Below are 16,549 nucleotides of genomic sequence, written 5' to 3'. Positions count from 1 at the left end.
CAGGTCATTTACTCAAATAAGCTCTTATTATATCTCTTGCTATAGGTGCTGCTACTTTTCCGCCCTGACCGCCATTTTCAACTATTACACTTACAACTATTTGTGGATTTTCAGCAGGTGCAAAACCTACAAACCAAGCGTGAGGTGCTCCATGAGGATTTTCTGCAGTACCAGTTTTGCCTGCAACTGTAACGCCGGAAATTTGTGCAGCTTTTCCTGTCCCATCTTTATCGTTAACAGCACCTATCATCAATTGTTTAATAGTATATGCCACCTTTTTTGATATAGGATTTAAATACCGTGAAGGAGTGCTTTTTTCAATGACTGCTCCTGAAATAGAATCTACTACATATTTCATTAAATGGGGCTTCATCATAACTCCATCATTCGCCACGGCAGAAACGACTAAAGCCATTGAAAGAGGGGTTACCAGCATTTCACCTTGTCCTATAGATGTTTCTGCTAAACTAGTCTTTTTCTCAAGAGGTGGAAATTGATTTTTTACTGTATCTATCTCTAAAGGAACTCCTTTATTTAATCCAAAAGCGTAAGCCATTGTTTGTAAATTTTCACTTCCCAAGTCCAAGCCAAGCTGTATAAAAAATGAGTTGCAAGACCTATAAAAAGCCTGCTTAAAATCCTCTATTCCGTGAGCAATGCCTCCAAAATCATTTATTCTATCGCCATCTACAATTATATACCCTTTACAATTAAAAGTCTCGTCATATAATTCAGGTTTATATGTCAGAGCTGCAGCAGTAGTTATAATTTTAAATGTAGAACCTGGTGGATACAAACCTTGCGTAGCTCTATTTAAAACTACGTGCTCAGAACTTGTCATTATTTCTTCCCAATTCTCTCCTAAAGTATTGGGGTCATAAGAAGGAGTGGAAACCATTGCTAAAATTTCTCCTGTCTTTGGATTTAAAGCTACAACCGCCCCCTTTTTACCCTCCATTTCTTTGTAAGCAAGGTCCTGAAGAGCTTTATCTATTGTCAAATATACATTATCTCCTACTTTTTTTCTCGCTAAAATTAACTTTCTTAAAATAGTCATTGGGTCATTTCCTACCATTCCAAGAAGTTCTCTATCATAGGCTTTTTCTATGCCTGTGTTTCCTTGCTGGTATATTCTACGGCTGTATCCTATCACATGGGCAAAAGCAGGGCCATCCAGGTATTCCCTCTTTTGCACCCCATCAACCTCAACGCTTTTTGCAAGAATGATACCATTCCTGTCCAAAATACTTCCTCTTAATATCTTTTTTTCTTCCTCTATAAGTCTTTTATTGTAAATACTATAAGAACTTGTAATTAATTTATCTCTTTCGTATATCTGGAAATAAGTTAAATAGGCAATTAAGCTAAAAAAAAGCGCAGAAAAAACCCAAAATAGAATTTTAATATTGTGTTTCAAATTTGGCATCTTCCTGCTCCTCCTTAAGAGCTATGCCATTTAGCATACCCAACGTCACAAAGCTTGTCACCATAGAACTGCCTCCATAACTTACAAATGGGAGGGTAACTCCTGTAAGAGGTATGAATTTTGTGACACCTCCAATTATAATAAAAACCTGTAAGCTAAATATTGAAATGAGGCCTGTAGCTAGTAATGTACCAAATTCCTCTTTAGCCTTTAGTGCTACTTTAATTCCTCTATACATTATAACAAAATACGCAAGGATTATGGCTACAGCCCCTAAAAGTCCAAATTCTTCACTAATAGCAGAAAAAATAAAGTCAGTTGCCACAACCGGTATATACTCGGGATGCCCCATACCAAGCCCTGTACCAAAAAAGCCTCCTGCCGCAATGGCAAAAAGAGATTGCACAATTTGATATGACTTTCCCGGTACATCCATCCAAGGATTTAACCATGCCTCAATTCTTACTCTTACGTGCCAAAACAAAAAGTAGGATATTAAGCCTCCTAAAACAAATAACCCAATCCCTACTGCAGTGTACAATAGATTAGAAGTAGAAACAAAGATTAATAATACTGTAGTAGCATAAAATAAAAATGCCATTCCCAAGTCTTTTTCTAATACAAATATTCCCACAATCACAAGAGTTATTATTGCTAAAATAATTATGTGTTTTGTCTTCTTTTTGTTGCACAAATATTTTGCTAGAAAAATTATATATATTATTTTAGCAATTTCAGCAGGCTGAATATATATTCCACCAAAAGTAAGCCAGTTTTTGGCGCCACCTATTTCCCTTCCAAAAATTAATGTGGATACCAGCAGCGCTATTGTAAGGACAATGTAAATAGCTTCTCCATATTTGAGTTTGTTAAGTAAATCGTAATATTTTAAAATATATGAGGAAATAAAGTAAAGTAAAAATCCTATCAATATCCAAATAATCTGCTTTATGAGCAAATTTGGTGCAACTCTATATATTATTATAAGTCCCATTTCTGTCAAAAAAGAAGTTAAAATGATAAACTGAATTTCCCCCAAAGGGAACAGCCTTACATGTAAGTAATAAGCAATATAAATTAATATTGGAAATGTTAATGTAAAATATATAGTATCAAATCCTTTGGGCTTATTGTATATAAAAAGCAACAAAAACGCTATTGTAAATATCCAAAAGATATCTTTCATGGCTTTAGAACCAGTTTTTATATATTCTTCCATAAGATTTCACCTACAAAATAAATTTAAGTTCAACATCACCTAAAGTAATTACATCGTTATTTTTTATTTTAGCAATTCCTTTTACTCTTTTGCCATTTATAAAAGTGCCATTTGTGCTGTTTAAATCTTGTATATAAAACCTTCTGCCCTTTTTCGTATGATAGCATGCCTTGCAGATACATAAGGGCTTTCAATTACTATATCGCATTCTTCAGACCTTCCTATGGTAGTAACTTCAAAAAGATTAAAAGTCCTTTCTCCATTTAGAAAAGAAAGTTTAGCCGCTGTTATTTGCCTCTCATATCTTGCCCCTTTCATGTCCATATACACTATTTTGAAAACCCTGTATAAAAACAGGTAGATGAGAAAAATAAGGACATATTTTAATATCTGAGAAGCTATGGCATAATACATAGATTCACCTCATTTTTGAGAAAGGACTTTTTTCAAAAAATGGCCTGTATAAGAATTTTCATTAGTAGCAACTTCCTCAGGTGTTCCTGTAGCTATTACCATTCCACCCTTGTCTCCACCTTCTGGTCCTAAGTCAATGATATAGTCTGCACTTTTTATGACATCTAAGTTGTGTTCAATTACAATAACAGTATTACCCGCATCAGTTAATCTGTTTAAAACGTCGAGAAGCCTATGCACATCTGCAAAATGTAATCCAGTTGTAGGCTCATCCAAAATATATAATGTCTTACCTGTAGGTCTTTTAGAAAGTTCAGTAGCTAATTTTACTCTTTGGGCTTCTCCTCCTGAAAGTTGAGTAGAAGGTTGCCCTAGCTTAATATATCCTAGTCCTACATCATATAAAGTCATTAATTTATTTTTTATCCTAGGGATATTTCCAAAAAACTCTAATGCTTCTTCTACTGTCATATTAAGTACATCCGAAATGTTTTTTCCTTTATATTTTACTTCCAATGTCTCCCTATTATACCTTTGGCCTTTGCAGACTTCACAGGGAATATACACATCCGGCAAAAAGTTCATCTCAATTTTAATTATACCATCTCCTCCGCAGGCTTCACACCTACCACCTTTAACATTAAAACTAAATCTCCCTGGTTTATAACCTCTCATTTTAGCTTCTGGAGTATTTGCAAAAACCTCTCTTATATAGTCAAAAACTCCTGTATAGGTAGCGGGATTGGAACGAGGAGTCCTGCCTATAGGAGACTGGTCAATATTTATTACTTTGTCTATATTCTCAATACCCTCTATTGTATCATGGTTACCTGGTTTATCCTTGGATTTATAAATTTTTTGTGCCAATGCTTTGTAGAGTATCTCATTTATAAGGGTGCTTTTGCCTGAGCCAGAAACCCCTGTAACACATATAAATACTCCAAGAGGGAAAACCACATCTATATTTTTTAAATTGTTTTCCTTCGCTCCTTTCACTATTAAAGCTTTTCCATTAGGTTTTCTCCTCTGTTTTGGCACTTCTATCTTTATTTTACCACTTAAATACTTTCCTGTAATTGATTTTTCACATTTTAATACATCTTCTATCGTACCAGCAACTACAATTTCTCCTCCATGCTCACCTGCTCCTGGTCCTACATCCACAATGTAGTCCGCCGCATATATTGTATCTTCGTCGTGCTCTACTACTATAAGAGTATTACCTTGGTCCCTTAATTTTTTTAAAGAATTTATAAGCCTTTCATTATCTCTTTGATGAAGTCCAATACTGGGTTCGTCCAAGATATATGTGACTCCTACAAGCCCAGAGCCTATCTGACTTGCCAACCTTATCCTTTGTGCTTCTCCACCTGATAAAGTAGCTGCGGGCCTTGACAGAGTCAAATAATCAAGTCCTACATCTACAAGAAAATTAAGCCTTGCCTTTATTTCTTTTAAAATTGGCTTTGCAATAATCTCTTGTTTTTCTGTTAATTTGAGTTCATTAATAAATTTTATAAGCTCGCCAACAGAAAGGTCTGTCATTTCTTTTATAGAAAGTCCGCCAATAGTTACAGCTAATGCTTCTGGCTTTAACCTTGCACCATTACATGTAGGGCAAATAACCGGTCTCATATACTTTTCTATCTCTTCTTTTATAAAATCTGACGAACTATTGTTGTACCTTCTTTCAAGATTGTTTACTATCCCTTCAAATCCATAGGACTTTCCTTTTGTATCTTTGCCATAAAGCAGTACACTTTTTAAATCTTCACTAAACTTTTCATAAGGAGTATTCTCCGTATATCCAAAATGTTCAATTAATCTTAAAATGTTGTAATAAGCATAACTATCCTGTGAAGCAACAATTCCCGGCAACAAGCCATTTGCTAGAGATTTTTTGTGTCCTGTATTAAAAGCTCTGGATCTACCTTCATAAATTCTCCCAATCCAGTACAAACAGGACAAGCCCCATAAGGGCTATTGAAGGAAAACATCCTCGGGGAGAGTTCTTCAATACTTATGTTGCACTCTGGACAAGCGTATTTTTCAGAGAGTGTAAAGCTTTCTCCGTCTATTACATCAATAGTAACTATCCCATCTGCTAATTTTAAAGCTGTTTCTATAGAGTCCGTCAGCCTCATGTCTATTCCCGGTTTTATAATAATCCTGTCTACCACAACTTCAATAGTATGCTTTTTATTTTTGTCAAGCTTAATCTCCTCATTTACATCGTACATGACTCCATCAATTTTCACTCTGACATACCCACTCTTTTTTATGTCATTTAAAAGCTTAGCATATTCCCCTTTTCTTCCTCTAATAACAGGAGCCAGTATTTGTATCCTTGTACCTTCTGGCAATTCTTTGACTCTGTCAACCATCTGATCTATAGTTTGCATACTAATCTCTTTTCCGCAAACAGGACAATGGGGGATCCCAGCCCTTGCATATAAAAGCCTTAGATAGTCGTAAATCTCAGTTATCGTACCTACAGTAGAACGAGGGTTTTTATTAGTAGTCTTTTGGTCTATAGATATTGCCGGTGAAAGACCTTCTATATAATCAACGTCTGGTTTGTCCATTTGTCCCAAAAATTGCCTTGCATAAGCGGATAAAGATTCCACATATCTTCTCTGACCTTCAGCATAAATGGTATCAAAGGCAAGAGAAGACTTACCAGAGCCTGATAAACCCGTTATCACAGTTAATTTATCTCGTGGAATCTCCAAATCTATATTTTTTAAATTGTGAACTCTTGCCCCTTTAATTACAATTTTGTCCTTGGCCATGATTTCACCTCAAACTATTTCCTCCAACTGTTTTTTCAATTCAAAAATCACATCTCTCAATTTTGCAGCCTTTTCAAACTGCAGCTCAATTGCAGCTTCTTTCATTTCTTTTTCAAGTTGCTCTATCGTTGACTTAATAATTTCAGGGTCATAAGTCTTAACTTTCTTTCTTGTGTACTTCTGTTCTTCTTCAGCTACATGAGTAGCTTCAATCACATCTCTTACTCCCTTAATTACAGTCTTTGGAGTTATACCGTGTTTCTTGTTATATTCGATTTGTATCTTTCTTCTTCTATTCGTCTCCTCAATTGCTCTCTTCATAGAATTCGTTACAGTATCTGCATACATTATTACTCGTCCTTCCGCATTTCTTGCGGCACGTCCTATAGTCTGTATTAAGGAAGTCTCGGAACGCAAAAATCCCTCTTTATCTGCGTCTAATATTGCCACCAAGGCAACCTCAGGTATGTCTAATCCTTCTCTTAAAAGATTTATGCCTATTAAAACATCGAATTTACCCAGCCTTAAATCTCTTATTATTTCAACCCTTTCAATCGTCTCAATATCAGAATGTAAATATTTTACTTTTATTCCCATATCCTTGAGATAATCCGTTAAATCCTCAGCCATTTTTTTCGTAAGGGTTGTAACAAGTACTCTAAAACCTTTATCAACTGTTTTTCTAATTTCCCCTATCAAATCATCTACTTGTCCCTTAACAGGCTTTACTATTACTTCTGGATCCACAAGACCTGTCGGTCGTATTAACTGCTCAACAACCTGCTCTGAATGTTCAATCTCATAAGGCCCTGGTGTTGCAGAAACAAAGATAACTTGATTTATTCTCTCTTCAAACTCTTCAAAAGTAAGAGGACGGTTGTCAAAGGCAGAAGGAAGTCTAAATCCGTATTCTACCAATGCTTCCTTTCTCGACCTATCTCCATTGTACATTCCTCTAATCTGAGGAATTGTCACATGAGACTCATCTATAAAAATGAGAAAATCTTTAGGAAAATAATCTAAAAGGGTATAAGGAGGGCTTCCTGGAGGTCTTCCTGAAATATGCCTTGAATAATTTTCTATTCCTTGGCAGTAGCCCATCTCTTGTAGCATCTCTAAGTCATAATTTGTTCTTTGTTTTAACCTTTCAGCTTCTACTATTTTACCAGCATCTTTAAGTTCTTTATACCTTTGCTCCAATTCTTCTCGAATGCTTTTTATTGCTCTTTCTAATTTGTCTTTTGAAGTAGCATAGTGAGAAGCCGGAAATATAGCCACGTGTTTTCTAAAGCCTAATATTTCACCTGTTAGCACATCAATCTCCGCTATTCTGTCAATTTCATCTCCAAAAAGCTCAACCCTTATCGCCTTATTAGAAAAAGAAGCAGGGAAAATTTCTATTACATCTCCTCTTACCCTGAACTTGCCTCTTGTAAAATTCACATCATTTCTTTCATATTGTATATCCACAAGCTTTTTAATTATTTCGTCTCTGTCTTTTATCATCCCTGGCCTTAGAGAAAGCATAAGATTTTCGTAATCTATAGGTCTCCTAACCCATATATACAAGAAACACTGGCGACAATTATGACATCTCGTCTTTCAAAAAGTGCTGCTGTAGCAGAGTGCCTCAATTTATCTATCTCTTCATTTATAGAAGCGTCTTTTTCAATATAAGTGTCGGTTTGGGGTATATAAGCTTCCGGTTGATAGTAGTCATAATAACTCACAAAATATTCCACAGCATTTTCAGGAAAAAATTCTTTAAATTCACTGTACAATTGTGCAGCTAAAGTTTTATTATGGGCAATAACAAGAGTAGGTCTGTTTAGCTTTTGTATTATATTAGCCATAGTAAAAGTCTTTCCAGAACCTGTGACACCTAGTAAAGTTTGAAATCTATATCCTTTTTTTACTCCTTCAACTAATTTCTCTATAGCTTGAGGTTGATCTCCTGTTGGTTTAAAATTAGATACCAACTTAAATCCACTCATTTTTTCTACCCTCTTTGCAATTTATCATCTATTTATTATAGCACACCCTACTTGTCAACACAAACATAACCAAACAGCCGGCCTTTACAGGTCGGCTGAATTTCTTATGACTCCATCCTTGAGTTTTGGTACAATATCAAACTTATCAACTGTTAAACAAAATTCTATGTCTTCTTTATATCCTAATTCTTCTAATCTCTTTAAGTGATAGCCATGTTTCATTATTTCATACAAGTTATCTTCATAGGGTTTATACAAAAAATAGCTGGCTTTTGACAAATCATCACTTTTAAAATCCATTAAATCTTGCAGCTTTTTATATATGACTCCGGCAGTTATTATATCATCAAAAGAAATTTTCCTTCTGTACCAGCACATACAATTATTGTATCTTTATTATTGTTGTGTATATACTTAGCAATAGCAGAAGCATTTAAAAGGCATCCTAAAATTACATTATCTGCTAAAGAAACTTTTTTTAAAGCTTTTGTCCCATTGGTAGTAGTGAAAATTATTGTTTTATTTTCTACCTTTTCACGAGTATACTCCAGAGGAGAATTAGATAAATCAAAGCCTTCAATCTTCATGGAGTTCCTTTCCCCGCCCAAAAGATAAGCCGTTTTATCTAAATTTTTTACAAGTTCCATCGCTTCTTCTACTTCCGAAACTGGAATAATCTCTTTAGCTCCGTTATACAGAGCAGTAGTAATAACACTTGTAGCTCGTAGGGTATCTATTACAACCACGTTTTTATTTTTTAACTCTCTTTCATTAAAAGAATTATAAGTCTCAAAGGTTTGTAAAAACACTCACCTTTCCTCCTTATTTATTTCTCTTAAAGATGTTCTTGATTATTTCTTTTAATTTTTTAATAAATATTCCTTCCTCATTAATTTCATAAATCATAGAAGTTGCCTTTGGCACTATTAAAATTCCCAATCCCAAAATTCCTTGGGGATCTTTATATTCATAGTTAATATAATTGCCATTTAAATCCTTCACAGTAATCCACATAACAGAAGGTCTTTCATTAAGTACTCGTATTATATCATCCGGCTCCTCAATAGTAACGTCATTAATTTTTAATATTACATCTCCCGGCTTAATCCCTATTTCTCTAGCAGGAGAACCTTTGGCTGTCGCTAAAATCATCACTCCTTTATCCGGCGCAACAAAAAGAGGTGGATTTTCCTTTTCCTCCCTTTGTCCAATTAATATCAAAAGCTCGTGAACAGCTGGTGCAAAAACGGCTGCTAAATATTGAAAAGATTTAATATAAATTCCCAACACCGCTAATGCAATTAAAACTACACTAAATCCAAATAAACGCAGGGAAGAGATTCGAGTTTTTTTCTCTGGAAATTGACTTAAAGCTAAATCTCCGTACCCCAAAGCCGCAATTGCTGGCATCATCAAAAAAATTACATTATTTAAATTAATTCCAGATGGTTTTATAATGGGCCACCAATCTGGCATGCTTATAACCTGCCCTGTGATTGTAGTTCCAGTTACAATAGTTAATGCAGCAAAAGGAATAGGCCAAAACTTCTGCATAGTAAAGCCTCCTGCTACTCGCCCATCCTTAAGCCTTACAAAGATAGGAGTAGTATTCCTTGGACCATCTATATATATTAAAAGGCTTTCCATCAAATGAAGAACACCTACAATGGACATAAGGGCAGGAACATTTATATTAGGAAATCCAAAAAACAAGCTGAATAAAGAAACTATTCCTCCTGCATAAGAAAAACAAATATATCTAGGATTGACAAGCATCAATACTATGGCCAAAGGCCATACATACTGAAGCCCTATATTTTCTATTGTTATTCCTAAAAATATCATGAGAAAGCTCCCAATTATTGCAGCAATTACACCATAAAAGACAGAGTCAAGAACCAATTCTTTCATCGGTTCTTGTTCTTGTCCCATAATTTCTCTTTCTATGGCTATTTTGTTTCTATATTGCATTACTATCAGAATTATCACTATCCAGAAAAAGGGATTAAAAACTGATAAAGCTATCGTCTCTATTGCCCACCAAAAAACTTTAATAAAAGCTATCATTTTAACACCCTACTTTATCTTACTTTTTACAATTTCAAAAGCTTTTATAAGCTGAATATCTGCTTTTAAGTCAGGAGTATCTTGAAGAGTGTAATTTTCAGGAAGCTCTACTACATAGTTTGGCTCAATTCCTTTGCCTTGAATATTTGTGCCATTTGGCGTATAATACCTTGCAATAGTATATTTTAATCCTGTACCATCACCAAAGTCAACAATAGTTTGTACAAGGCCTTTTCCAAAAGTAGTGGTTCCTACTAAAACTCCCACTTTTCTATCTTTTATTGCACCTGCTAAAATTTCTGAAGCACTAGCACTGCCTTTATTTACAAGCACAGCAAGTGGCAATCCCAGACCTGGTCCTTTAGAATAATATTCTTTACTGTCTACTCTCCCTTTGGTTGTCACAACAACCCCTTTTGGCAAAATTAAATTAGAAATATCTATAGTTTCCTCTAAAAGTCCACCAGGATTATCTCTTAAATCTAATATAAGTCCTCTCATGCCCTGAGACTTTAATCTATCAAGAGCTGCTTTAAAATCTTTTGCCGTGTTTTGGTCAAACATTGTAATCTTAATATATCCAATCTTATTAGGAAGCATTTCATCATATACTGTTTCTAATTTTATTATCTCTCTTGTTATTGTCTTAGTAAAAGTTTTTCCTTCTCTCATTATAGTAAGGGTAACCTTTGTTCCCTCTGGTCCCCTCATCAAAGCTATTGCTTCATCTAAATTTTTACCACTTACTTTTTTATTGTTCACCTCAATTATTATATCCCCGGATTTTATCCCTGCTTTCTCTCCAGGGGTATTTTTTATTGGGGAAACCACCACAATATGGTCATCTTTATCAACTGCTACAACTATCCCTATTCCCCCATAAGTACCTGTTGTTTGAGTCATAAACTCAGAAAATTCTTTTTTATTCATATATACAGTATAGGGATCCTCTAAAGAGTTAGCCATTCCCTTTATAGCACCTTCTAAAAGAGCTGAAAAGTCAACTTTATCAACATACCTATTTTTGAGAATTTTCTCAACATCAAAAAGCTTATTATATTCTTTTATCAACCGGTATTCCTCACGAGAAACAATAACTTTACCATTAGGAAGGACCACTGATACTGCATTTGCTAATACAAAAGTTATAACATTTGTGACTATTAAAAGTGCTGCTAATAAAATATAAAATCTTTTTTTAGTCATAATATTCCCACCTTTTTTAGTCTCTTAAAATTTATATATATGAAGGTTCTTCTTTATTATACAACATTCACGAAATAAAAAAACAGACTGGCTATTTTAACCAGTCCATTGGGTTTACTGGAACACCATTTTTACGCACCTCAAAGTGCAAATGAGGTCCTGTACTTAAACCTGTGCTTCCTGCCTTTGCTATAACTTGCCCTCTTTTAACTGTATCTCCTTCTTTAACTAGCAAAGCAGAATTGTGCCCATACAAAGTGGATATTCCGTCCCCGTGGTCTATAATTACTGCATATCCATATCCACCGTAATAACCCGCAAAAATGACTTGTCCATCTGCTGCAGCTAATATTGAAGCTTCTGTTTGCGCCGCAATATCAATACCTGTATGCGTTCTATACTGCTTAAGTATAGGATGATATCTCGTCCCAAAAGGTGATGTTATAACGCTACTGGAAGGAACAGGCCATAACAATTTTCCGCCGCTATATTTGATTTTTGACTTCGCTTGTAATTGTTGAATAACTTTCTCCAGTTGTTTGGACTGCTTCAAAAGCTCATCTTCCTGCTGTTCATATAGTTTCTGCTGTCTCTCCAGATCTCTCATCAAACCTTCCCGAGAAGCCATAGCTAGTTGTAATTCCCTTTGTCGAGAAATTATTTGGTTTTTATAATTCTGCGCTTCTATTTGCATTTGCGCTAGTTCCTTTTCCTTTTGTTCGACAAGTTTTCTTTGTTGCTTATAGGATTCGAATAGATTAGAATCATAATCTACTATGCGTTTTACAACATCCAATCGTGTTATAAAATCTCCAAAATCTTTAGCACCAAGAAGTACTTCTAAGTATCCCAATTCTCCACTTATGTACATAGCCCTTATACGCTCTTTCATTGTTTTAAGCTGGGTATTTTCCTTTTGTTTAGCGACTTCTAATTCTTCACGCGTTTTGTTAAGTTTTTCAGTAATATCAGCTAATCGCTTTTGTACATTTGCTAATTCTTGCTGTGTAACATTAAGTTTTTTTATCTAAATCCGCTATTTGAGCAGCAATATCATTTTTTTGATTAATTACCTCTTCCTTTTTCTTTTTAGTCTCAGTAATTGTTTTTTGGATTTGATTTAATTTGTTTTTAGCATCTTGAAGTTGATCTGCTTTTGGATAAGAAGTAAAGAGTGTGGTAAAGAAAAACATCGCACCAAAGAATAACCATTTTAACCTATCTCCTCGCAACGCTACTTCCCCCTTGCTTTTTTACACATTCAAGAACCTTTTGATTGAAAGTCCACTTCCTAAAGCTCCGATTATTGCACCAATCATGGAAAAATACAGTAAAATGCCCCCTACTATTTTTTCTAATGGCAATAACTGGAACATTATCAATTTATTATTCATAACATCAAGCACATATCCATAAGCCAAAACTAATATTATAACTGATAATAAAGCACCTATCAGGCCTAATATTACACCTTCAATCAAAAAAGGCCAACGTATAAACCAATCAGTTGCTCCAATATACTTCATTATGTTGATTTCTCTTCTTCTTGCAAAAACTCCTAATTTTATTGTGTTTGAGATTATCACAATTGAAATTATAAAGAGAATAAGTATAATGGAAAGCCCCACTATCCTTATTATCTTTATAATTCCAAGAAGCTTATCTACAACATCTTGCCCATAACTTACCTTCTCAATTCCATTTATCTGCTTTATTTTATTTGAAATATCTTTCATCAAATTAGCATCTTTCACCTTTATTATATAAGATTGGGGAAGAGGGTTGTCATTTTCTAGTCCTTCTGCTAAATAGCTTTTATCTCCTAATTGTTGCTTAAATTTTCGTAAAGCTTCTTCTTTAGACTCAAAAACTACTGAAGTAACACCCTCTATTGATTTTATATCATTGCCTATCTGCGTAACTTGTTCTTTAGAAATATTATCTTTTAAAAACGCTTTAAGCTCTAATTGAGATTCCACTTGATATGTCAAACTATTAACATTTAAAATAATAACAACAACCAAACCTAAAATAAGCATTGCTGCCATTACAGAAGTTATAGAAGCTATTGTCATAAGCCTATTTCTCGCTAAATTGCTAAAACCTTCTTTTAAAAAATATTTAAAATTTCTAAAGAGCATATCCATAAACACCCCTTGCTTCATCTCGTACTATATTCCCTTTTTCCAGAGCTATTACTCTTTTTTTCATGGCATCTACTATGTCTTTTGCATGGGTGGCCATAACAACAGTAGTACCTCTTTTGTTAATTTCAGAGATGAGTTTTACTATTTCCCAGGAAGTATCAGGATCAAGATTACCCGTAGGCTCGTCTGCTATAAGAATAGAGGGTTCATTTACAATGGCTCTTGCTAAAGAAACCCTTTGTTGTTCCCCACCAGATAGCTGCCTAGGATACTTGTTCGCTTTATCACTTAACCCCACTAATGATAATACCATCGGGACTTTTCTTCTTATCACTTTGGGATGGGCCCCAACTATTTCCATAGCAAAAGCCACATTTTCAAACACTGTTTTATTAGGAAGCAATCTAAAATCTTGAAAAACTACTCCCATGCTCCTTCTTAAATAAGGTATTTCTCGCTTTTTAAGTTTTGTTATATCTTTTTTATTAATCACAATACTGCCAGATGTAGGTTCTTCCTCTTTCAGCAATAATTTAATTAAAGTGGATTTTCCTGCACCACTAGGCCCAACAATAAATACAAACTCTCCATTTTCAATTTCAAAACTAATATTTGAAAGGGCAATTATATCTTTATTATATCTCTTAGACACATTTGTAAATTTAATCAAATTTTCTCACCCCGAAATATTGTATAATTTTGTCAAAACCATAATCGTTTTTAACAGAACAGCATCATCAAAATTTTTGGCATCTAAACCTGTCATTTTAGAAATTTTATCAAGTCTGTAAACTAATGTATTTCTGTGGATGTATAACTCTCTCGCAGTCTCACTCAAATTTAAACTATTTCTGAAAAAGGCATTTAAGGTGTGTATCAATTCCTCATCTTTAAAAATAGAAAAATCAACATTTGTTTTCTTAATAAAATTATTTACTTTTTCTATATCAATTCCCCATAATAATTCCGCAAATCTGTAATCTTCGTAAATATATATTCCTTTTTCATCATCCAACTTTTGCCCAATAAGTAAGGCTGACTTCGCTTCCTCATAGGCAATATGTATATCAGCGATCGGCACAAAAGAAGAAGAACTAGCTATTTTCACTTTCACATAGCCTTCAGATTCAATCATATCTTTTATAGTTTTATAAAATTCTATCAAAGAATTCCCTTTGTAAGAAAATATCACTACAAATCTTTTATCGTCAAATTTTACTGTATATAAACTGCCTTTTTCAAAAATATTCCTAATTATCTTTATCGCATCGTCAATTTCACTACTTGATTCGACAATTGCTACTGTGTACCTCGTGTTTTTATTTATTTTATATTTTTCAGCATAGTAAGCCACTAAATCTGGCCTTAATTTACCCGTTAAGGCCTCTATCAAAAAATCTTCTCTACCATAGTTGGAGAGTAATTGCTTAAAAACTAGAGAGATTAGATAAAGCACTCTTTTTGAATGTTCATCTTTTTTTTCTAAAGCGATAGTAAAAAAAGGAATATCATTGTAACATATGTTATAGCATAAAAATTCCCCTACTTCATATATCTCTTTTTCATCAATATATTCTACATTTATCTCTAAAAATCCTGCTTTTTTTTCAAAAAATCTTTAGCGCCGTAAATTAAATTTCCAGACTTATCTATTATATATAACGGCATTTGAATATTTTTTTGAATATCGTAGGCCACTTTTTTTATAAGGTCATAACCGATCATCTTGATACCACCTTACTTTATATAGTATACAATAATTATACACTATTTCCTAGAAGAAATAATAGGCAAAAGTAAATCTATGTGGCATTTTGTCATAAAACATAAAAGGCGGAATTAACCGCCTTCAAACTTTTCACTATAAAAAGTCTCCTGCCTTTATGCTCAAGCTAGGCTATTATCTCTGAGCCAGTCTTTGGTTGTATCTAAAGTTTCGCCAAACTAACTTCGAGACTCAAACTTAACTTTGACTTTCTTCTAAAAGGCAGAAATAACCGCCTCTTCGCTTATTGTCCTATTTAAAATTGTCATTTCTGTTTCTTTATCAAACATGTGCAATTTATTTATGTCAAATCCTATTTTGATTACATCTCCTGCTTTTGCCCTTGTTCTTGGATCTACTCTTGCTGTCAACGAAACACCATTCACGTCCAAATATAAAAATGTCTCTGGCCCCATCAGCTCCGTAACTTCCACTTTTGCCTCAACTACAGCCTCTGGATATGCTTCTAAGAACACTTGTTCGTCATGCAAATCTTCTGGCTTATTCCTAACACAATTTCTTTTCCCACATAGCTTGGATCTTTTAATCTCTTTATAATTCCTTCTGGCACCAAAATGCTGAATCCCTTAAAAGTAGCATATACTTTGCCATTTTTATTCTCCAATCTTGCATCAATAAAGTTCATTTGAGGGCTTCCAATAAATCCAGCGACAAATAAATTATTTGGATACTCATAAATAGTCTGAGGTTTATCTACTTGCTGAATAACTCCATCTTTCATAACCACTATTCTTGTACCCATAGTCATAGCTTCTGTTTGGTCGTGCGTAACGTATATGAAAGTCGTCTGTAATCTATCATGGAGTTTAGCCAACTCGGTCCTCATTTGTACTCTCAATTTTGCATCCAAGTTGGACAAAGGTTCATCCATTAAGAATACTTTTGGATTTCTGACAATAGCACGTCCCAATGCAACCCTCTGCCTTTGTCCACCTGACAAAGCCTTTGGTTTCCTGTTTAAATACTCTTCCAATCCTAAAATTCGAGCTGCCTCTTTTACTTTTTTATCAATCTCTGCCCTTGGAACCTTTCTAAGCTTAAGACCAAAAGCCATATTGTCATACACTGTCATATGAGGATAAAGAGCATAGTTTTGGAATACCATTGCAATATCTCTATCTTTTGGTGGCACATCATTCACAAGTTTACCATCAATATAAAGTTCCCCACTTGATATCTCCTCAAGCCCTGCTATCATCCTCAGCGTAGTAGTTTTACCACAACCAGAAGGTCCAACCAATACTACAAACTCTTTGTCTTGTATTTCTAGAGAAAAATCTTTAACTGCGGTAACACCGCCTGGATAAACTTTGTAAACATTTTTGAGTACCACATCAGCCATTTTTAGATTCCCCCTATCAGAAAACGTTTGTTGTCTTTATTATAATACTATTTTTTTTATTTTACCATCGTCAATAAATATGATAATTAGCACAAATTTTTGTACAATATATCTACAATAGTAGGTATTTTTTTCTTTAACCTTATATCTCTTGAA

8 protein-coding genes and 6 pseudogenes are annotated in these 16,549 nt (G+C 34.2%); all 14 read right to left on the bottom strand.

The window, feature by feature from the left end:
- Positions 1-4: 4 nt before the first annotated feature.
- The 14 genes and pseudogenes from JCM7501_RS00885 to JCM7501_RS00825 all read right to left on the bottom strand — a co-directional run bounded on the left by JCM7501_RS00885 (position 5) and on the right by JCM7501_RS00825 (position 16,393).
- The gene (locus JCM7501_RS00885; RefSeq protein WP_028991456.1) at positions 5-1,426 is read right to left on the bottom strand and encodes a peptidoglycan D,D-transpeptidase FtsI family protein; all 1,422 of its coding nucleotides are present in this window, start codon (positions 1,424-1,426) and stop codon (positions 5-7) included.
- The gene (locus JCM7501_RS00880; protein WP_028991455.1) at positions 1,401-2,645 is read right to left on the bottom strand and encodes an FtsW/RodA/SpoVE family cell cycle protein; all 1,245 of its coding nucleotides are present in this window, start codon (positions 2,643-2,645) and stop codon (positions 1,401-1,403) included. The genes JCM7501_RS00885 and JCM7501_RS00880 overlap by 26 nt, the downstream gene beginning before the upstream one ends.
- A gap of 10 nt (positions 2,646-2,655) precedes the next feature.
- Positions 2,656-3,059: pseudogene (locus tag JCM7501_RS00875) on the bottom strand (FHA domain-containing protein).
- Between the two features lie 9 nt (positions 3,060-3,068).
- Positions 3,069-5,851, bottom strand: a pseudogene (uvrA, locus tag JCM7501_RS00870) (excinuclease ABC subunit UvrA).
- Positions 5,852-5,860: 9 nt separating this feature from the next.
- Positions 5,861-7,845, bottom strand: a pseudogene (gene uvrB / locus JCM7501_RS00865) (excinuclease ABC subunit UvrB).
- A gap of 84 nt (positions 7,846-7,929) precedes the next feature.
- A pseudogene (locus tag JCM7501_RS00860) lies at positions 7,930-8,654 on the bottom strand (2-phosphosulfolactate phosphatase family protein).
- Positions 8,655-8,667: 13 nt separating this feature from the next.
- Positions 8,668-9,912, bottom strand: coding sequence for a PDZ domain-containing protein (locus JCM7501_RS00855; protein WP_012995737.1), 1,245 nt, complete (start codon positions 9,910-9,912; stop codon positions 8,668-8,670).
- Positions 9,913-9,921: 9 nt separating this feature from the next.
- Positions 9,922-11,118 carry a S41 family peptidase gene (locus tag JCM7501_RS00850; protein WP_028991452.1) on the bottom strand — a complete coding sequence of 399 codons (1,197 nt, stop codon included), beginning with the start codon at positions 11,116-11,118 and terminating at the stop codon, positions 9,922-9,924.
- A 91-nt stretch (positions 11,119-11,209) separates the two neighbouring features.
- Entirely contained in the window at positions 11,210-12,010 is an 801-nt protein-coding gene (locus tag JCM7501_RS00845) for a M23 family metallopeptidase (RefSeq protein WP_256200960.1), read from the bottom strand.
- 121 nt (positions 12,011-12,131) lie between these two features.
- Positions 12,132-12,350 carry a hypothetical protein gene (locus JCM7501_RS16360; protein ID WP_256200959.1) on the bottom strand — a complete coding sequence of 73 codons (219 nt, stop codon included), beginning with the start codon at positions 12,348-12,350 and terminating at the stop codon, positions 12,132-12,134.
- A gap of 21 nt (positions 12,351-12,371) precedes the next feature.
- Complete coding sequence (ftsX, locus tag JCM7501_RS00840; RefSeq protein ID WP_028991450.1) at positions 12,372-13,265, bottom strand: permease-like cell division protein FtsX; 894 nt, start codon at positions 13,263-13,265, stop codon at positions 12,372-12,374.
- On the bottom strand, positions 13,249-13,935 hold the full coding sequence (gene ftsE / locus JCM7501_RS00835) for a cell division ATP-binding protein FtsE (protein ID WP_028991449.1): 687 nt from the start codon (positions 13,933-13,935) through the stop codon (positions 13,249-13,251). Before ftsE ends, ftsX begins: the two co-directional genes overlap by 17 nt.
- Before the next feature lie 6 nt (positions 13,936-13,941).
- Positions 13,942-14,990: pseudogene (locus JCM7501_RS00830) on the bottom strand (PucR family transcriptional regulator).
- 255 nt (positions 14,991-15,245) lie between these two features.
- A pseudogene (locus JCM7501_RS00825) lies at positions 15,246-16,393 on the bottom strand (ABC transporter ATP-binding protein).
- Positions 16,394-16,549: the final 156 nt, after the last annotated feature.

The sequence above is a fragment of the Thermoanaerobacter thermocopriae JCM 7501 genome (assembly GCF_001310975.1).
Classification (GTDB): domain Bacteria; phylum Bacillota; class Thermoanaerobacteria; order Thermoanaerobacterales; family Thermoanaerobacteraceae; genus Thermoanaerobacter; species Thermoanaerobacter thermocopriae.
Note: the sequence above shows the minus strand (reverse complement) of the source record. Positions and strands in the feature narration are given on the sequence as shown.

Excerpts from the sequence above, each read along its gene's own strand:
- JCM7501_RS00885 (WP_028991456.1), bottom strand. The coding sequence starts at position 1,426 with ATGCCAAATTTGAAACACAATATTAAAATTCTATTTTGGGTTTTTTCT.
- JCM7501_RS00880 (WP_028991455.1), bottom strand. The coding sequence starts at position 2,645 with ATGGAAGAATATATAAAAACTGGTTCTAAAGCCATGAAAGATATCTTT.
- JCM7501_RS00855 (WP_012995737.1), bottom strand. The coding sequence starts at position 9,912 with ATGATAGCTTTTATTAAAGTTTTTTGGTGGGCAATAGAGACGATAGCT.
- ftsX (WP_028991450.1), bottom strand. The coding sequence starts at position 13,265 with ATGGATATGCTCTTTAGAAATTTTAAATATTTTTTAAAAGAAGGTTTT.
- JCM7501_RS00845 (WP_256200960.1), bottom strand. The coding sequence starts at position 12,010 with ATGAAAGAGCGTATAAGGGCTATGTACATAAGTGGAGAATTGGGATAC.
- JCM7501_RS00850 (WP_028991452.1), bottom strand. The coding sequence starts at position 11,118 with ATGACTAAAAAAAGATTTTATATTTTATTAGCAGCACTTTTAATAGTC.